This is a genomic window from Stenotrophomonas sp. ATCM1_4 (genome assembly GCF_004348115.1).
GTDB lineage: Bacteria > Pseudomonadota > Gammaproteobacteria > Xanthomonadales > Xanthomonadaceae > Stenotrophomonas > Stenotrophomonas capsici.
Map to the genome: position 1 here is coordinate 721,743 of NZ_QPFB01000001.1, position 18,222 is coordinate 739,964.

17 protein-coding genes and 1 tRNA gene are annotated in these 18,222 nt (G+C 68.4%); 10 read left to right on the forward strand and 8 right to left on the reverse strand.

Going from position 1 to position 18,222, the window contains the following annotated elements:
- Positions 1-23: 23 nt before the first annotated feature.
- Complete coding sequence (locus ATCM_RS03425) at positions 24-917, reverse strand: LysR family transcriptional regulator (RefSeq protein WP_132862849.1); 894 nt, start codon at positions 915-917, stop codon at positions 24-26.
- Between the two features lie 71 nt (positions 918-988).
- On the opposite strand from ATCM_RS03425, the gene ATCM_RS03430 reads away from it, so the two are divergent.
- Positions 989-1,408 carry a CidA/LrgA family protein gene (locus ATCM_RS03430; RefSeq protein ID WP_132862850.1) on the forward strand — a complete coding sequence of 140 codons (420 nt, stop codon included), beginning with the start codon at positions 989-991 and terminating at the stop codon, positions 1,406-1,408.
- Positions 1,398-2,111: an LrgB family protein gene (locus ATCM_RS03435; protein WP_132862851.1), complete on the forward strand. Its 714-nt coding sequence runs from the start codon at positions 1,398-1,400 to the stop codon at positions 2,109-2,111. The genes ATCM_RS03430 and ATCM_RS03435 overlap by 11 nt, the downstream gene beginning before the upstream one ends.
- A 3-nt stretch (positions 2,112-2,114) precedes the next feature.
- Here the strand turns inward: ATCM_RS03435 and ATCM_RS03440 are convergent, their stop codons facing one another.
- From ATCM_RS03440 to ATCM_RS03465, 6 genes are all read right to left on the reverse strand, one after another.
- On the reverse strand, positions 2,115-2,984 hold the full coding sequence (locus tag ATCM_RS03440; protein ID WP_132866056.1) for a DMT family transporter: 870 nt from the start codon (positions 2,982-2,984) through the stop codon (positions 2,115-2,117).
- 53 nt (positions 2,985-3,037) lie between these two features.
- Positions 3,038-4,084: a UDP-N-acetylmuramate dehydrogenase gene (murB, locus tag ATCM_RS03445; protein ID WP_132862852.1), complete on the reverse strand. Its 1,047-nt coding sequence runs from the start codon at positions 4,082-4,084 to the stop codon at positions 3,038-3,040.
- Positions 4,081-5,136: a quinone-dependent dihydroorotate dehydrogenase gene (locus tag ATCM_RS03450; protein ID WP_132862853.1), complete on the reverse strand. Its 1,056-nt coding sequence runs from the start codon at positions 5,134-5,136 to the stop codon at positions 4,081-4,083. The genes murB and ATCM_RS03450 overlap by 4 nt, the downstream gene beginning before the upstream one ends.
- A gap of 4 nt (positions 5,137-5,140) precedes the next feature.
- A complete protein-coding gene (locus ATCM_RS03455; protein WP_132862854.1) occupies positions 5,141-5,911 on the reverse strand; it encodes a class I SAM-dependent methyltransferase in 771 nt (256 codons plus the stop codon).
- A 7-nt stretch (positions 5,912-5,918) separates the two neighbouring features.
- The gene (locus ATCM_RS03460; protein WP_132862855.1) at positions 5,919-6,206 is read right to left on the reverse strand and encodes a DUF4190 domain-containing protein; all 288 of its coding nucleotides are present in this window, start codon (positions 6,204-6,206) and stop codon (positions 5,919-5,921) included.
- An 87-nt stretch (positions 6,207-6,293) separates the two neighbouring features.
- On the reverse strand, positions 6,294-7,826 hold the full coding sequence (locus tag ATCM_RS03465) for an aldehyde dehydrogenase family protein (protein WP_132862856.1): 1,533 nt from the start codon (positions 7,824-7,826) through the stop codon (positions 6,294-6,296).
- Between the two features lie 366 nt (positions 7,827-8,192).
- Between ATCM_RS03465 and ATCM_RS03470 the strand changes: the two genes are divergently transcribed.
- The 6 genes from ATCM_RS03470 (at position 8,193) to thrC (ending at position 15,422) form a co-directional block, all read left to right on the forward strand.
- Positions 8,193-8,269: transfer RNA gene (locus ATCM_RS03470), tRNA-Arg, on the forward strand.
- A gap of 158 nt (positions 8,270-8,427) precedes the next feature.
- Entirely contained in the window at positions 8,428-9,153 is a 726-nt protein-coding gene (locus tag ATCM_RS03475; protein ID WP_132862857.1) for an AraC family transcriptional regulator, read from the forward strand.
- Between the two features lie 44 nt (positions 9,154-9,197).
- A complete protein-coding gene (locus tag ATCM_RS03480; protein ID WP_132862858.1) occupies positions 9,198-10,142 on the forward strand; it encodes a DMT family transporter in 945 nt (314 codons plus the stop codon).
- Positions 10,143-10,633: 491 nt separating this feature from the next.
- A complete protein-coding gene (gene thrA, locus ATCM_RS03485; protein ID WP_132862859.1) occupies positions 10,634-13,138 on the forward strand; it encodes a bifunctional aspartate kinase/homoserine dehydrogenase I in 2,505 nt (834 codons plus the stop codon).
- A gap of 5 nt (positions 13,139-13,143) precedes the next feature.
- Positions 13,144-14,079: a homoserine kinase gene (locus tag ATCM_RS03490; protein WP_132862860.1), complete on the forward strand. Its 936-nt coding sequence runs from the start codon at positions 13,144-13,146 to the stop codon at positions 14,077-14,079.
- A gap of 35 nt (positions 14,080-14,114) precedes the next feature.
- Complete coding sequence (gene thrC, locus ATCM_RS03495; RefSeq protein ID WP_132862861.1) at positions 14,115-15,422, forward strand: threonine synthase; 1,308 nt, start codon at positions 14,115-14,117, stop codon at positions 15,420-15,422.
- A 55-nt stretch (positions 15,423-15,477) separates the two neighbouring features.
- On the opposite strand, the gene ATCM_RS03500 is transcribed toward thrC, so the two are convergent.
- Positions 15,478-16,236, reverse strand: a complete 759-nt coding sequence (locus ATCM_RS03500; RefSeq protein WP_132862862.1) for a helix-turn-helix domain-containing protein — start codon at positions 16,234-16,236, stop codon at positions 15,478-15,480.
- A gap of 109 nt (positions 16,237-16,345) precedes the next feature.
- On the opposite strand from ATCM_RS03500, the gene hisS reads away from it, so the two are divergent.
- Together hisS and ATCM_RS03510 are read left to right on the forward strand one after the other, a co-directional pair.
- Positions 16,346-17,752 carry a histidine--tRNA ligase gene (gene hisS / locus ATCM_RS03505; RefSeq protein WP_132862863.1) on the forward strand — a complete coding sequence of 469 codons (1,407 nt, stop codon included), beginning with the start codon at positions 16,346-16,348 and terminating at the stop codon, positions 17,750-17,752.
- 138 nt (positions 17,753-17,890) lie between these two features.
- Positions 17,891-18,217, forward strand: a complete 327-nt coding sequence (locus ATCM_RS03510; protein ID WP_132862864.1) for a YerC/YecD family TrpR-related protein — start codon at positions 17,891-17,893, stop codon at positions 18,215-18,217.
- Positions 18,218-18,222: the final 5 nt, after the last annotated feature.

Here is an 18,222-nt window from a genome sequence, read left to right on the forward strand (position 1 = left end):
AGTGCGGACACCGCCTCGCCGCGTCAGGCGGGCCCGGCTTCCGGGGCGAATTCGGCGACCAGCTGCAACCAGGCCTGGGCGGCGGCGGACAGGTATCCGCCGCGACGCCAGGTCAGTGCCATCTTCCAGTCCAGTTCGGGCGCGTCCAGCGGCACGACGGCCACGTCCGGACGTGGCCGGGCCACGGCGATCATGCGCGGCAGCAGGGCCACGCCCAGGCCGGCGGCGACCAGGGCGATGATGAAATCCGGTTGGCCGCTGCGGGTGGCCTCGCGTGGCGTGAAGCCGCGCGCCAGGCAGGCCTGGACGATGCGGCGGTTGAGCATGAAGCCCTTTTCGAACAGCACGAACGGCACCTGCGCCAGGTCCTGCAGCTGCAGCGACGGCCGCCGTGCCAGCGGGTGCGCCTGCGGCAGCAGCGCGACCAGTGGCTCGGTGCGCACGGCCTGCCATTCCAGGTCGTCGGCCACGGGCAGCAGGCTCGCGGCCAGCTCGATCTCACCGGCGCGCAGGCTTTCCTCCAGGGCCTCGCTGCCTCGCTGCTGCACGTGCAGTTCGATCTGCGGGTATTGCTGGCGGAAGCGTGCCAGCGCGGGCGCGAACAACACGTCGCTGCCCAGCGAGGCCAGGCCCAGGTGAAGCGCGCCTCGTTGCAGGCCGCGCAGTTCTTCAAGTTCGCGCAGCATGTCCTCGCGCTCGCCGAGCAGGGCCAGGGCACGCCGGTAGACGATCTGCCCGGCGGGCGTCAGCCGCACGCCGTGGCGGGAGCGCTCCAGCAGGGTTTCACCCAGCTCATCTTCCAGCTGGCGGATGGCCTTGCTGACCGTGGGCTGGGTGGCGAACAGGGTCTCGGCCGCGGCGGAGAAGCCGTCCCGCCGGACCACTTCGACCAGCATCCGGAGTTGGCGGATATCCATTCTTAATTGGAATTCATTGGATTCAATCAATTCATTTTAATTATGCAATGGGCAGGCGTACACAGGAGGGCATGGATACCTTCCTTGTTTCCCTGCGCCGCCACCGGGCAGGCCTGCGGCGTGGCTTCCGGCGCAGCCGAGTGCTGCAGATCCTGGCGCTGGTCGCGGTCTGGCTGCTGGCCGATGCCCTGATGCGGCAATGGGGCGTGCCGGTGCCGGGCGGCATCGTCGGCTTGTGCGTGCTGTTGCTGGCCTTTGCACTGGGCTGGTTGTCACCGCGTACCTTCAGCGGCGGCGCGCGCTGGCTGCTGGCCGAGATGCTGCTGTTCTTCGTACCGGCGGCGATGATCCTGCTCGACAACCGGCAGATGTTTGGCTGGCTGGGCCTGAAGCTGCTGGTGGTGGTGGTCGGCGGCACGCTGCTGGTGATGGCGGCCACGGCGATGACGGTGGAGCTGCTGTTGCGCAGGGGCCAGCGCGATGAACATTGACCCTGGGTTTGCGCATCCGGCGCAATGGCTGTGGCCGGTGTTCTGGGCCGTGGCGACGATCGTGGCCTACCTTGGCGCCAAGCAGCTGTACCGGCGCAGCGGTCGGGCATGGGCATCGCCGCTGATCGTCGCGCCGTTGGTGCTGCTGGCGCTGGCCTCGTTGCTGCATGCCAGTTACCACGACTACCTGCGCGGTACCCATTGGCTGATGGCGATGCTGGGTCCGGCGACGGTGGCCTTCGCGGTGCCCATCCACGCGCAGCGGGCCTTGATCGCACGGCACTGGAAGGTGCTCGGTGCCGGGGTGCTGGTGGGCAGTGGCATCGCCATCACGGCCGCATGGTGGATGGCCACCGCCCTGCACCTGTCGCCGGAACTGCGGCTGAGCCTGGCGCCGCGTTCGATCACCACGCCGTTCGCGATGGACGTGTCCGGCCGCATTGGCGGCATCCCCGAGTTGACCGCGGTGTTCGTGATGATCACCGGCATCTGCGGTTCCCTGTTCGGGCAACTGCTGCTCAAGGTGCTGCCGGTGCGCAGTGCGATGGCGCGTGGTGCGCTGTTCGGCATGGGCGCGCACGGCATGGGCGTGTCCAAGGCACGCGAGCTGGGGGAGAGCGAAGGCGCCATCGCCGGGCTGGTGATGGTGATGGCCGGCTTGGTCAACGTCGCTGCGGCACCGCTGTTGGCAATGCTGCTGTAGGGCTCATTCGATGGGCTTGGCGGCGGCGCTGGGCGACTGGGTGGCGGCACGGCGCGCCAGCACCGCCTCGCGGTGGGCGATGTAGGCATTGGAGCCGAGGATGATCAGTGCGCCGATCACGGTCCAGCGGTCCAACGCCTGGTCGAACAGCAACCAGCCCAGCAGCGTGACCAGCGGCAGCTGGGTGAAGCTGATCGGGGTGAGTGCGGAGACTTCGCCGAGCTTCAGGGCGCGCGTCCACAACAGCTGGCCGGCGGTGCCGAGTACGCCGGTGGCGACCAGCCATGCCCAGGCGATGGCGCTGGGCCAGACCCAGACGAACAGGGCCGGCACCAGCGACAGCGGTACCCAGAATACGTAGGTGTAGAACACCACGGTATCCGGGCCGTCGACGCGGGTGAGTTGCTTGATCTGGATGGCCACCAGCGCGCTGAGCAGGGCCGCCAGCACCGCGATCAGGCTGCCGGCGGCGAAGCCGTTCGAGCCGGGGCGCACGATCACCAGCACGCCGATGAAGCCGGCGATCACCGCCGCCCAGCGCCGGAAGCGCACCTTCTCGCCCAGCCACAGCACCGCGGCCAGGGTCACGAACAGCGGCGTGGAATACGACAGGGAGATGGCCTGCGCCAGTGGCAGGTGGCCGATCGCCCAGAAGCCGCACAGCATCGAGGCCAGGCCGATCGCGCTGCGCATGAAGTAGCGAGGCAGCTGCTTCGTGCGCAACGGGGCATGGCCCGGCCGCAGCAGCATCGGCAACAGCGCCAGCAGGCCGAAGCCGTTGCGGAAGAACGCCACTTCCTGGGTGGGCACGTAGCGGGTGGCGTAGCGGATGGCGATGGCCATCAGGCCGAACGCCATCGCGCTGCCGAACATCAGCAGCGCGGCGCGGACGGGGGCGGGCTGGGGGGCGATGGCCGCAATGCGGCTCACCAGCGTGCGCCGATGAGCCGTGGTTCCGGCTCGATGGGGACGCCGAAGGTCTCCAGCACCGAAGCCGAGACGCGCCGCGCGAAGGCCAGCAGCTGCGCGCCGCTGGCGGTGCCGTGGTTGACCAGCACCAGCGCGTGGTTCGGCGAGATGCCGGCATCGCCGTCGCGCTGGCCCTTCCAGCCGCAGGCCTCGATCATCCACGCGGCGGAGACCTTGCGGTTGCCCGGGTCATTGCCGGGAAACACCGGCAACTGCGGGTAGTGCTGCAGCAGCACGTCGACCTGTTCCAGCGGCAGGATCGGGTTCTTGAAGAAGCTGCCGGCGTTGCCGAGCACATCCGGGTCGGGCAGCTTGCGGCGACGGATCGCGATCACCGCATTGGCCACGTCGGCGGCGACCGGCAGGGCGATGCCCATCGCGTCCAGCTGCTCGCCGATGCCGGCGTAGTCCAGCCGCAGTTCGTTGAGCAGCGGCAGGCGGAACTCGACCGCGGTGATCAGGTAACGGTCGGCGTCCTGCTTGAACACGCTGTCGCGGTAGCTGAAAAGGCAGGCGTCCTGGTCCAGGCGCACCCAGGCCTGTTCGCGGGTATCCCAGGCTTCGACGGTCTGGATGAACTCGCCGACCTGTGCGCCATAGGCACCGATGTTCTGGATGGGCGCGGCACCGACGGTGCCGGGGATCAATGCCAGGTTTTCCAGTCCGGACAGGCCTTCGCCCAGCGACCACAGCACCAGTTCGTGCCAGATCACCCCGGCCCCGGCGCGGACGATGGCATGGTCGGCGCGGTGTTCGAGGATGGTGATGTCACGGTTGTCGAACGCCAGGACCGTGCCTTCGGGGTCGGCGGCGATCAGCACGTTGCTGCCGCTGCCCAGCACCAGCAGCGGTGCCTGCCCGACGACGGTGGCCAGGGCTTCGGGCAGGGCCGCCGGGTCGGCGACGCGCAACAGGCGTGGCGCATGCGCGGTGACGTGGAAGGTGTTCAGGTGCTGCAGCGAGGCGTTTTCGGTGAGCGACCAGGGGGCAACAGCAGTCGTCATAGCGGTGCGACGGCGCCGCGCGACGGGGATTCACGGCGGCGGCGGATCGCGTCGACGCAATCGCCGATCAGGGCCGGGCCACGGTAGATCAGGCCACTGTAGCACTGCACCAGCGCAGCGCCGGCGGCCATCTTGGCGACTGCGTCGGCACCGGAGCTGATGCCGCCCACGCCGATCAGTGGCACCGATTCGGGCAGGCGTGCGCGCAGGCGGCGCAGCACCAGCGTGGACTGGCCCAGCAGCGGTGCGCCGGACAGGCCGCCGATTTCCTTCGAAATCGGGTCGGCGTCGACCAATGGGCGGCCAATGGTGGTGTTGGTGGCGATCACGCCGTCGACGGCCAGTTCACCCAGCACCCGGGCCGCGGCGTCGATGTCGCGGTCGCTCAGGTCCGGGGCGACCTTGACCAGCATCGGCACGCGCCGGCCATGCTGGGCGGCCAGCCGTTCCTGCGCCTCGCGCAGGCCGGCGACCAGGTGCTTGAGCGCCTGTTCCTCCTGCAGTTCGCGCAGGCCGGCGGTGTTGGGCGAGGAAATGTTGACGGTGATGTAGTCGGCCAGCGGGTAGACCTTCTCCATGCACGCCAGGTAATCGGACAGCGCGTCCTCGTTGGGCGTGTCCTTGTTCTTGCCGATGTTGATGCCCAGCGGGCCGGGGCGATGGCGGACCTTTTCCACGTTGGCCACGAGCGCATCCACGCCGAGGTTGTTGAACCCCATGCGGTTGATGATGGCGCCGTGGTTGGGCAGCCGGAACAGCCGCGGCTTGGGGCTGCCGGCCTGCGGGCGCGGGGTGATGGTGCCGATCTCGACGAAGCCGAAACCCAGCCCGAACAGGGCCTCGATGTGCTCGCCGTTCTTGTCCAGCCCGGCCGCCAGGCCTACCGGGTTGGGGAAGTCCAGGCCCCAGACCTTGGTGGGCAGCGGCTTGACGCGGCCGGCCAGCAGCGGCGTGGTGCCGGTGCGCCAGGCCAGGTCCAGCGCGGACAGGCCAAGGCCATGCGCGCGTTCGGCGTCGAGGGTGAACAGCAGGGGACGGGCAATCGAATACATAAGCTCAATTCAGCGTGCCGGCGAAGGCGCGGGTTTGGTACTCAAAGGCGACCTTGCCGTCGACGGCATGGTCGTTGAACAACTGTTGCAGGGCCTGCAGCATCGCCGCGTGGCGCGGATGGCCGGCCTGCGGCGCGTAGGAGGAGGACAGCAGGCGGCCACGCAAGCCATCCAGGTCCAGCCACTGCACGTTGGGGAAGGTGGCGATGCCGCGCAGCCCGGCGCCGAACCACTCGCGCATCCGCGCATCGCTCTGGTAGCGCTCGGCCACTTCGGTGTAATCGGTGCCGTACTCGATCAGCAGGCGTTCGTAGCCGACCAGGAACGGCGAGGCATCGAGCAGGCGCGAGTTCCAGAACACCAGCGCGATGCCGCCGGGTTGCAGGATGCGCGCCCATTCGCCGCGCACCGCGTCGGTGTCGAACCAATGGAAGGCCTGCGCCGCGGCGACCACGTCGACGCTGGCGTCGGCCAGCGTGGTGGCTTCGGCGGTGCCATCGACCAGGGTGAGCTGCGGGTAGTCCGCGGCCAGCCAGTCGCGGGCGGCCTCGCGCATGGGCGCATTGGGTTCCACCGCGATCACCGGATGGCCGGCCTCCAGGAACAGGCGCGAGGAAATGCCGGTGCCGGCGCCGATGTCGGCCACGCGGGCACTCGGGGGGATGCCGATGTCCCGGTGCAGCCATTCCAGCAACGCCGCCGGATACCCGGGCCGGTAGCGGACATAGTCCGCCACGCGGTTGCTGAAGCGTTGGGTGGAATCGGAATGCGCCATGACGGCCTCAGGAGTTCAGTGCGGCCAGCCAGGCCAGTCCGCCGAAGAACAGGACGAAGGCCAGGATGCCCACCACCCACATCGCCACCGACAGCCAGCCCAGCACCAGGCCGGTGACGGCCAGGCCATCGCCATCGAGCTGGCCATTGCTGCGGCGGATTTCGCCCCGGGCCATGTGGCCGAAGATGATCGCCGCCAGGCTGCCGAGGAACGGCAGCAGGGTCCAGCCGAGGATGCCGGCAACCAGGCTGACCACGGCAAGGCTGCTGGTCTGGCGCGGAGTGGGGATGCTCATGATGGAACTCCATTTCAGATGTGGAAAGCGGACGGGAAGCCCGTCCGCCATGCTGCGGGCTCCCGCCGTGGCGGGAGCCGTCTCACCTTACAGGTCGAACTTGATGCCCTGGGCCAGCGGCAGCGAGTCGGAGTAGTTGATGGTGTTGGTCTGGCGGCGCATGTAGACCTTCCAGGCGTCCGAACCGGACTCACGGCCACCGCCGGTGTCCTTCTCGCCACCGAACGCACCGCCGATTTCCGCACCGGAGGTGCCGATGTTGACGTTGGCGATGCCGCAGTCGCTGCCGGCCGCGGACAGGAACTTCTCGGCGGTCTTCAGGTTCTGGGTGAAGATCGAGGACGACAGGCCCTGCGGCACGCCGTTCTGCATGTCGATGGCTTCGTCCAGGTTGCTGTACTTCATCACGTACAGGATCGGGGCGAAGGTCTCGTGCTGGACGATCTCGTCGCTGTTCTTCAGGCCGGTGACGATCGCCGGGAGCACGAAGTTGCCCGGGCGGTCGATGGCGGTGCCGCCGGTTTCAACGGTGCCGCCGGCGGCCTTGGCCTTCTCGATCGAGGCCAGGAACTGCTGCACGGCCTCCGGGCTGTTCAGCGGGCCCATCAGGTTGGCCGCGTCGGTCGGGTCGCCGATCTTGCCTTCCACCTGCTTGTACGCCTTGACCAGCGTGGCCAGCACGTTGTCATAGATGGATTCATGCACGATCAGGCGGCGGGTGGTGGTGCAGCGCTGGCCGGCGGTGCCGACGGCGCCGAACACGATGCCCGGCACGGCCAGCTTCTGGTCGGCGGTCTCGTCCAGGATGATGGCGTTGTTGCCACCCAGTTCCAGCAGGCAGCGGCCCAGGCGCTGGGCGACCTTCTGGTTGACGGTGCGGCCGACCTGGGTCGAGCCGGTGAAGGAGATCAGCGGCACGCGACGGTCGTCGACCATCTTTTCCGACAGCGCGGTGCCGGCGTCGTTGATCAGGAAGAAGATGTCCGGGAAGCCGCCGGCCTTGAGTGCGTCATTGCAGATCTTCATCGTGGCAATGGCGGTCAGCGGGGTCTTGTTGGACGGCTTCCAGATGCACACGTCGCCGCAGATGGCGGCCAGGAACGCATTCCAGCTCCACACCGCGACCGGGAAGTTGAAGGCCGAGATGATGCCGACCAGGCCCAGCGGGTGGTACTGCTCGTACATGCGGTGGCCCGGGCGCTCGGAGTGCATGGTGTAGCCGTACAGCATGCGGCTCTGGCCCAGCGCGAAGTCGGCGATGTCGATCATCTCCTGCACTTCGCCGTCGCCTTCCGGCTTGGACTTGCCCATTTCCAGCGCGACCAGCGAGCCCAGCGCGTCCTTGTTGGCGCGCAGTGCCTCACCGCACAGGCGCACGGCCTCGCCACGGCGCGGGGCCGGGGTGGTGCGCCATACCTTGTAGGCTTCCTGAGCACGGGCGATCACGGTCTCGTAATCGGCCTCGGTGGTGGCCTGGACCTCGGCGATCACTTCGCCGGTGGTCGGGTTCTGCGGCTTGAGGACGCCGGCGCCGGTGGCGGCGGACCATTCCCCCTGACCCAGGTAGGTGCCAGCGTTGGTGGCGTCCAGGCCCAAGGCCTTGAGCAGCTCGGAAGACATGCAAACTCCTGTTTCTGTGGCGTTGAATGCCCGCCGCCGGCGTGGGGGAAACGGCGGGCGGAATACAGAATGGTAACAGAGGTGCATGTCCGGCCATGGCCCGGGCCGGGGCGGCTGGCCGGTCAAAGCGGGGGGCGGAGAGTGGCCGGGTCATGTCCGGAGGCGCCTCCCTTCGATGAGTGACGCCCACGCCTTCCATTTGTTGTTCAGCAAGGGGCTTTGGGGCTTGTTTGTCTGGAACAGTGTGCTGCTGAACGTGGTGATTCGGCCTGGAGGGCATCCTTCTTCAAGCATGCGGATATGCGTCGACCCTCCGCAATGCTGGTCGTTGATCGAGCTTGCCTGTACTCTTGGCACCCAATTTCAGGCCCCGTAGCTCAGCTGGATAGAGCGGTCCCCTCCTAAGGGACAGGTCGCACGTTCGAATCGTGTCGGGGCCGCCAGCGTTCCCCTGCTGGCCATGCATGGCGCGGCCATTGCCTCCCCTTACTGCCTCGGCTGCCTCGTGATGCCATGAACGCAGGGCGTCTCGCGTCGTGGGCTGCGCGCGTGCGACGGAAGGCGGATTGCCGCAGGCAAGGCCGCGATGCAGACTGCGGCGATGTCCGCCACGTCCCGCCACTTGCGCCGTTATCCGGTTCCGACCGGACAGGAGTGCCATGACTTCTCGCAGTGGGTGCTGCCCGTACGGGGTGACCTGCAGTTCGAGGTCTCTGGCCACGGCGGTCGACTCGATCCGCTGCAGGGCGCCTTCGTCGCGGCAGGCGAAATCCATGCATTGGAAGGGCGGGGCGAGAACTGCTGCCTGATCATCGATTGCCCGCCCGGTTCATTGGACGATGACACGCTCGAGCACCTGCGCCGCGTCCCCTGGCTGGCCCTGCCCGGGCATGCGCGCCATCTGTTGCAGCACCTGCAGGACCCGCGCCACACTGCCGGGCATGACCCCTTGCCACTGCTGCTGCGCTGGTTCGCGCCAGCCGGCAGCGGTGCACGCCTGCAGGCCCTGTGCGCGCGGGTCCGCCAGACACCGGGGGCGGACTGGACGGTGGCACGGATGGCGGCCGAAGTCGGGGTCAGTGGCAGTCGCCTGCATGCGGTGTTCGCCCGCGAGTTCGGCCTTTCGCCGCTGGCCTGGGTAGGGGCAACGCGGCTGCGTTGGGCCAAGCAGCAGTTGCAGGGCAGCAACGCCAGCATCAGTGATATCGCGCTGCGGGCCGGGTACTCCGAGCACAGCGCGTTGACCCGTGCGCTGCGCCGGGAAACCGGATTGGGCCCGCGCCAGTGGCGGGCCCAGGCCAGTAGTTTCGGTCAAGACACGCCCTGACCGCGGGCCTACACTGCGCGGCCCGAAGGATGGCGTGGTGCGAGATGAATCGATCGATGGGCGTGGGCATTGCCAACGGCGTGGCCTCGGGCGCGTTGTGGGGTGTGGTGTTCCTCGCGCCAGCGATGCTGTCCGGTTTCTCGCCGCTGCAACTGGCCGCCGCCCGTTATCTGGTCTACGGATTGATCGCCATCGTGCTGCTGGTGCCGCGTTGGCCGGCGCTGCGCGCCAGCATCGGTCGGATCGAATGGGCGGCACTGACCTGGCTGAGCCTGCTCGGCAACCTCATCTATTTCGTGCTGCTGTCCATCTCGGTGCAATGGAGCGGTGGTGCCGCCGCGGTGTTGATCGTGGGCATGGTGCCGGTACTGGTGGCGGTCGTCGGCTCGCGGGAGCCTGGCGCGGTGCCACTGTCGCGGCTGGCGCCGGCACTGGTGCTGTGCGTGGCCGGGGTGGTGCTGATGGGTTACGAGGCGGTTGGCTCGACCCATGTGCACGGCAGCACGCTGCAGCGTGTGGTCGGCCTGTTGTGCGGTGTCGGCGCGTTGGTGTCATGGACGGCGTACTCGGTCTGGAACACCCGCTGGCTTGCCAGGGTGCCGCAGCTGTCCGGGCACGACTGGTCACTGCTGACCGGCGTGGCGACCGGGGCGCTGGCGCTGCTGCTGGCACCGGTGGCGTTCCTCGGTGACAGCCGCACGCACAGCGGCAACGACTGGGCCGGCTTCTGGGCGGTCGCGGCGGCGGTGGCCTTGTTCGCCTCGATCCTGGGCAACGCCTGCTGGAACCGGGCCAGCCGGGCGCTGCCGCTGGCCCTGGGGGGGCAGATGATCGTGTTCGAAACGCTGTTCGGCCTGCTGTACGGCTTCCTGTGGCAACAGCGTTGGCCGTTGCCGATCGAACTGGTCGCGGCCGCCTGCCTGTTGGCTGGCGTGGTATGGAGTGCCGCCGCGCATCGTCCGACCGGGCCAGTGGCTGAATCGGCGTAGGTCATTCCGCGCAGTTCGGTACGCTCGATGCGATCACGCGCAACGCCTGTGGCGGCGGCGTGAATGCGGTACCGGAACGCCGGTTGCGACGGCAACCAATGAGTGGGTGAAGGGATCGCGGTTCTTCATTGAACGATGCGCGAAGTTGATGCTTCGTGACATTTGCAACTTTTGACGACAGCTTCGCCGACGATGCCTTCAAACCGGTTTTTGCGTTGCAACACTTGACAGTGGCCCGACCATCGGTGTTTTCTTGAACGCATGTTCGCCGCCCTGACCACCGCCCAGCCGCTGCCATCCCACCGGGGTGTGTCGTGCCGCGCGCAGGGCCCGGCGACCTCGATTACCACCACCACTATTACCGTCACCACTTGCCCGGTGCGGCCCGTCGTCTTCGCGTAATTTCCGAAAACCACGGCCCCGCACCCGGATCAGGATGCGGGGGAACTCCATCCAGATGCGTGTCGGGGCCTCCCAACGAGGTTGATCCGATGTCGTCAGTTGCCGCTTCACTTGCCGATCCCGCCGCGGACGCCGCCGTCCGTACCGTCGTCCATAAATTCGGCGGTACCTCCGTCGCCGATGCCGAGCGCTATCGCCATGTCGCCCAGCTGCTGTTGGCGCGCCAGGAGCAGGTGCAGGTCACCGTGGTCTCGGCGATGAAGGGCGTGACCGACGCGCTGATCGAACTGGCGCGGCTGGCCGGCGCGGGTGATGCGAACTGGGAAGAACGTTGGCATGAACTGCGGGCGCGTCACCGCGCCGCCGCCGCCGCGCTGCTGGGTGAGCACTCCGGCGCCACCGTCGAATGGCTGGATGCGCGTTTCGCGCGCCTGCATGACGTGCTGGCCGCATTGGCGGTGATCGGCGAACTGCCGCAGGAAGTGCTGGACCGGGTGCAGGGCCTGGGCGAAGTGTTCTCCGCGCACCTGCTCGGCCATCACCTGCAGGCGCTGGGCGAGGACTGCGACGTGCTCGATGCGCGCGAGGTGCTGGTGGTCAACCACGGCGAACTCGGCGTGGACGTGGACTGGAAGTCCAGCGCGGCCAAGCTTGAGCTGTGGCGGCAGTCGCATCCGGCACGCCGCCTGGTGGTGACCGGTTTCGTGGCCCGTGACCGTAAGGGCCACATCACCACGCTGGGCCGCAATGGCAGCGACTTCTCCGGTGCGATCTTCGCCGCGCTGTTCGAAGCGGACGAACTGCACATCTGGACCGACGTGGACGGGGTGCTCTCGGCCGACCCGCGGGTGGTGCCCGAAGCGGTGCAGCTGGATGCCTTGAGCTACGACGAGGCCTGCGAGCTGGCGTACTTCGGGGCCAAGGTGGTGCACCCGCAGACGATGTCGCCGGCCATCGAACGGGGCCTGCCGATCATCATCCGCAATACCTTCCAGCCCGATCACCCGGGGACCCGCATCACCGGTGAAAGCTCCAGCGCCGGCCCGATCAAGGGCCTGACCCTGAGCCCGGACCTGGCCGTGCTCAACGTCGAGGGCACCGGCCTGATCGGCGTGCCGGGCACGGCCGAGCGGGTGTTCTCGGCGCTGCGCAACGCGCATGTGTCGGTGGTGATGATCTCGCAGGGGTCGTCCGAGCATTCGATCTGCTGCGTGGTCAAGCAGGGCGAGGCAGAGCAGGCGCGTGAGGCGCTGGTACAGGCGTTCTCGCATGAACTGGCCGCCGGCCAGGTGCAGCGCGTCCAGCTGACCACCGGCGTGAGCGTGCTGGCGGCGGTGGGTGATGGCATGGCCGGCCAGCCCGGCGTGGCGGCGCGCCTGTTCGAAGCGCTGGGCCGGGCGCACGTCAACATCCTGGCCATCGCGCAGGGCTCGTCCGAGCGCAATATCTCGGTGGCCATCGACGCGCGTGACGCGACCAAGGCACTGCGCGCCGCGCATGCCGGCTTCTGGCTGTCGCCGCAGACGTTCTCGGTGGGCGTGATCGGGCCGGGCAACGTCGGCGCGGCCTTGCTGGACCAGCTCAACACCGCTCAGCCGCAGTTGCTGGCCAAGGCCAAGCTCGACCTGCGCCTGCGCGCGGTCACCTCGCGCACGCGCATGTTGCTGGACCAGCGTGGTCTGCACGGTGAGTGGAAACAGGCGTTCGAGGCATCCAGGTCGCCGGCCGACCTGGACCTGTTCACCGAGCACCTGCTCTCCGCACGCCTGCCGCACACGCTGATCGTGGACTGCAGCGGCAGCCCGGAAGTGGCCGAGCGCTACGCCGGCTGGCTGGCCGCCGGCATCCACGTGGTCACCCCGAACAAGCAGGCCGGTGCCGGCCCGCTGGCCCGCTACCACGCCATCCGCGCGGCGGCCGAGGCCAGCGGCGCGCGCTTCCGCTACGAGGCCACGGTCGGTGCCGGCCTGCCGGTCATCACCACGCTGCGCGACCTGGTCGATACCGGCGATGAAGTCACCGCCATCGCCGGCATCTTCTCCGGCACGCTGGCGTGGCTGTTCAACAAGTACGACGGCAGCGTGCCGTTCTCCGAACTGGTCACCCAGGCCCGTGGCATGGGCTACACCGAGCCGGACCCGCGTGACGACCTGTCCGGCATCGACGTGGCGCGCAAGCTGGTCATTCTTGCCCGCGAGGCTGGCCACGATCTGAGCCTGGAGGACGTGGCGGTGGAAAGCCTGGTGCCGGCATCGCTGCAGCAGGCCAGCGTCGAGGATTTCATGGCGGCGTTGCCGGAGGTGGATGCCACCTTCGCCCAGCGCCTGGCCGATGCACGTTCGCGCGGCTGCGTGCTGCGCTACGTGGCCCAGTTCAAGCCGGGCCAGGCGCCGAGTGTGGGACTGGTGGAACTGCCGGCCGACCATGCCTTCGCCAACCTGCGCCTGACCGACAACGTGGTGCAGTTCACCACCGGCCGCTACTGCAACAACCCGTTGGTGGTGCAGGGCCCGGGCGCGGGCCCGGAAGTCACCGCGGCCGGTGTGTTTGCCGACGTGCTGCGGGTCGCCGCGGGCGAGGGGGCGCGCCTGTGAGTGCGGTGCTGAAGGGTTCCGGCCGATGCCAGGCGCGTGCCTTCGCACCGGCCTCGGTCGCCAACGTGGCGGTCGGGTTCGATCTGTTGGGGTATGCCGTGCCCGGCGTTGGCGACACCGTGACGGTGCGTCGCATCGATGCGCCCGAAGTGCGGATCAGCGCGATCCGTGGCACGGCGGTGGCGTTGCCAACCGATGCACCCCGTAACACCGCGGGCGCGGCCTTGATCGCGTTGCGCGACGCACTGTCGTTGCCGTTCGGTTTCGAGATCGAGATCGACAAGGGCATCCCGCTCAGTTCCGGCATGGGCGGGTCGGCGGCCTCGTGCGTGGCGGCGCTGGTAGCGGCCAATGCGCTGCTCGACGCGCCGTTGTCGCGCGAACAGTTGTACCTGTACGCATTGGATGGCGAGGCGGTGGCCAGCGGCAGCCGCCACGGCGACAACCTTGGGCCGATGTTCCTGGGCGGGCTGGTGATGTCGACGCTGGAGCGGCTGGTGCCGGTGGCGGTGCCTGACGCCTGGCACAGCCTGCTGGTCCATCCCGACGCGCAGTTGGAAACCCGTCGTGCCCGCGCCGCCCTGCAGGGCACGTACGAGCTGAAGGAGTTCGTCGCGCAGAGCACCAACCTGGCCCTGGTGCTGGCCGGTTGCCACGCCGGCGATGCCGGGCTGGTCCGTGCAGGCCTGGCCGACGTGCTGGTGGAGCCGCGCCGCGCACCGTTGATCGTCGGCTTCGATGCGGCCAAGCAGGCCGCGCTGGACGCCGGTGCGATGGGTGCCAGCATCTCCGGTGCGGGCCCCAGCGTGTTTGCATGGTTTGAAACGCGCCTGGCTGCCGAAGCCGCTGCCGCCGACGTGCAGGCGGCCTTTGCCGCGGCGGGTTTCGGCAGCCAGGCCTGGGTTACCCCCTTGAACAGTCCCGGTGCCGCGCTGCTCTGAACGCGCACTCGAACAGACATTTTCCGGAAACCGCAATGAACTTCATCTCCACCCGCAATGCCTCTCCGCCGGCCACGCTCAGCCAGGCGATTGCCGCCGGACTGGCCCCCGACGGCGGGTTGTACGTTCCGCAGCAGATGCCGGCCGCACGCACGCTACGCGCCGGCGACAGCCTGGCGGCGACCGCCACCGAACTGCTGCAGCCGTTCTTCGCCGGCGATGGCCTGGAAGCGGCGCTGCCCTCCATTTGCGCGCAGGCGTTTGATTTCCCCGCGCCGCTGCAGCCGCTGGCTACCGGCAACGATCACGTGCTGGAGCTGTTCCAAGGGCCGACCGCCGCATTCAAGGACTTCGGCGCGCGCTTTCTCGCTGCCAGCCTGTCACGGCTGCGCGCCGGGCAGGAGCGCCCGCTGACCATCATCGTGGCGACCTCCGGTGATACCGGCGCCGCGGTGGCTGCCGCCTTCCACAACCAGCCCAACCTGCAGGTGGTGGTGCTGTACCCGGACGGCCGCGTATCGCCGCGCCAGGCGCACCAGCTGGGCTGCCTGGGCGGCAACATCCGCGCGCTGCGCGTGGCCGGTTCATTCGACGATTGCCAGGCCATGGCCAAACAGGCACTCAACGATGCCGAGCTGCAGGCGCAGGTGCCAATGAGTTCAGCCAACAGCATCAGTCTCGGTCGCCTGCTGCCGCAGATGAGCTACTACGCGCATGCCGCGCTCAGCCATCAGGCCGCATACGGAACGCCGCTGAACTTCGTCATTCCCACCGGCAACCTGGGCAATGCGATGGCGGCGGTGATCGCCCGCGCGCTGGGCGTGCCGTTGGGGCGCATCGTGCTGGCGACCAACGCCAACCGGGTGTTGCCGGACTATTTCAACGGCGGCGCGTACGCACCGACGGCGAGCGTGGCGACCTTGGCCAATGCGATGGACGTGGGCGCGCCGAGCAACTTCGAGCGCCTGCGTTGGCTGTATGCCGGCGACGACGCAGCGCTGCGTGCGGCCTTCGTGTCGCGCTCGGTGGACGATGCGACCATCCGCGACACCATTGCCCGTCGCTTCCGTGATCACGGTGAGGTGTTCTGCCCGCATACCGCCACCGCCGTGCAGGTGCTGGAGCAGTTGCGCGCCAGCGGTGAAGCCGCGGCCGAAACGCATTGGGCAGTCGCCGCGACCGCGCACCCGGCCAAGTTCGAATCGGTGGTCGAGCCGTTGATCGGTCGCGAGGTGCCGGTGCCGCCAGCCTTGGCCGAACTGCTCAAGCGCCCGGCCCATGCGGACCCGTGCCCGCCGGACTATGCCGCCCTGCGCGAAACGTTGCTGGCCGGCGCGGGCTGATCGCATCGGGGCCGTCCCCGCATCGCGCCCAGGGGGCGCTGCTGTGCGGGGGCGCTCAGGCGCCGTCGTTGGCCAGCTTCTGCAGCTCGGCGAAATCCAGGATCTCCACCACGTTCAGGTGGGGCAGGGCGATCAGGCCCTGCTGGCGCAGCTTGGTGAAGGTGCGGCTGACCGTTTCCATGGTCAGGCCCAGGTGGTCGGCGATGTCGCCGCGGCCCATCGGCAGCGACACCCGGTTGCTGCTGTGGCCGGCGAGGGTTGCCTCGCGGGCGGCCAGGCGCAGCAGGAAATCGGCCAGCCGCTCCGGCGGCTGCAGGCGGGCCAGCGCCAGGGCGTTGTCCTGGGCCGCGTCCAGCTCCTGGCAGGCGCGCTGCAGCAGCTTGCGCTCCAGGTGCGGGTGGTGCTGGCGCAGGTCGCGCATCTGCGTGGTCGGCACCCGGCAGACCCGGCTGTCGGCGATGGCCTCGATGTCGTAACGGTGCAGGTCGCTGCCGCTCAGGCCCAGGTAGTCGCCCGGCAGCACGAACCCATTCACCTGGCGCCGGCCGTCGGCCAGCGTCCGCACCAGGCGCAGCGCGCCCTCGGTCACTGTATAGACATAAGTGCGCGGCTCCCCGGAACGGGCCAGGGTGGCCCCCATCGGCACCGGCAGGGACACGGTAATCCGCTCCAGCGCATGCACTTCATCGCAGGACAGCGCCGAGCAGACCGACAGGTGCCGGACCGAACAATGCAGGCATTCACGCGCGCCGCTGCTTTCCTGGGCAGCGGACGAAACGGGGGAAAGCTCGGAGCCTGGGGCAGACCGGGACATGGCAGGGGTGAGGGGAAGATGGGGCAAATGATACTTCATGCGGCCAGCGGGGCGGGCTGGCGCTAGAATTGGCGGTCGTCCACCCCACTGAGTTGCAGGAGTTTCGCCCGTGATCAAGCCCCGTACCCCGCCCGGCATCATGGAATTGCTGCCGCGCGAGCAGATCGCGTTCCAGCGCATGCTGGACGTCATCCGCCGCAACTACGAGCGCTTCGGGTTCCTGCCGGTGGAGACCCCGGTGTTCGAGCTGTCCGACGTGCTGCTGACCAAGTCCGGCGGTGAAACCGAGCGACAGGTGTACTTCGTGCAGTCCACCGGCGCGCTGGCCAATGCGGCCGAGTCCGGCGAGAAGGGCTTGCCCGAAATGGCGCTGCGCTTCGACCTGACCGTGCCGCTGGCCCGCTACGTGGCCGAGCATGAGCACGACCTGACGTTCCCGTTCCGTCGTTACCAGATGCAGCGCGTCTACCGTGGCGAGCGCGCCCAGCGGGGCCGTTTCCGCGAGTTCTACCAGTGCGACGTGGACGTGATCGGCAAGGACGCGCTGAGCATCCGCTATGACGCCGAAGTGCTGGCGGTCATCAATGCGGTGTTCTCCGAGCTGCGCATCGGCAAGTTCGCCGTGCAGCTGAACAACCGCAAGTTCATGCGCGGCTTCTTCGAGGCCCAGGGCGTGGCTGACCCGCAGCAGCAGGCACTGGTGCTGCGCGAGGTCGACAAGCTCGACAAGCGCGGTGCCGATTACGTGCGTGAAACCCTGCTGGGCCCGGATTTCGGCCTGCCGGTGGATGCCGTCGAGCGCATCCTGGCGTTCGTGGAGGTACGTTCGGAATCGCATGCCGATGCGCTGGCCAAGCTGGACGCGGTGCTGGCCGATGCCGGCCAGTCGGCCAGCGAATCGCTGCGTACCGGTGCCGCCGAGCTGCGCGAGGTGCTGGAGCTGGTCAAGGGCCTGGGCGTGCCGGAACCGGCGTATTGCCTGAATTTCTCCATCGCCCGCGGCCTGGATTACTACACCGGCACCGTCTACGAGACCACGCTGCTCGACCACCCGCAGATCGGTTCGATCTGCTCGGGCGGCCGCTACGAGGACCTGGCCAGCCATTACACCAAGTCCAAGCTGCCGGGCGTGGGCATCTCGATTGGCCTGACCCGCCTGTTCTGGCAGCTGCGCGAGGCCAACCTGATCGAAGGCATCGCCGAGAGCAGCGTGCAGGCCATGGTCGCGTTGATGGACGAGGCCGCCATGCCGCAGTCGCTGGACATCGCCCGTCGCCTGCGCGCCGGTGGCATCAACACTGAAGTGCAGATGGAGCCGAAGAAGATCGGCAAGCAGTTCCAGTACGCCGCCAAGGCGGGCATCCGCTTCGTGGTGCTGGCCGGTGAGGATGAGCTGGCGCGCGGCGTGGTCGCGGTCAAGGACCTGCTGCGTGAACAGCAGTTCGAGGTCGCCCGTGACGAGCTGGCCACCACTTTGCAGGTGGAGCTGGAGCAGGCCCGCGCGATGGTGCGCTGAGTGGGTAGGGCCTTCGGGCCCGGACAATCCTGGATCCTGCTGAACAAAGGCCCCGCATCGCGGGGCCTTTTTCGTTGCGGGTTTGACCGGCGCGCCCGCTTGGACTAATGTATTAGCACGCTAATACATTGATACGTCATGAAGCCACGTCCCGATACCGAGAAAGAGAAGGCCTCCGATGCCCCGTTGAAGGCGCTGGCGCGTGTGCTGGCCGCGCTGGACAAGCCGCAGGACGTCCAGGCCTTCCTGCGCGACCTGTGCACCCCCGCCGAGCTGGAGGCCATGGCCGACCGCTGGCGGGTGGTGCCGTTGCTGCGCAAGGGCGTGCCATACCGCGAGATCTATGACCTGACCGGGGTGAGCGTGACCACCATCGGCCGGGTGGCGCGCTCGCTCGAGCACGGCGCCGGGGGCTACCTCACCGCCATCGAGCGCCTGGCTGCGCGCAAGACCGAATCCAACTGAGACCC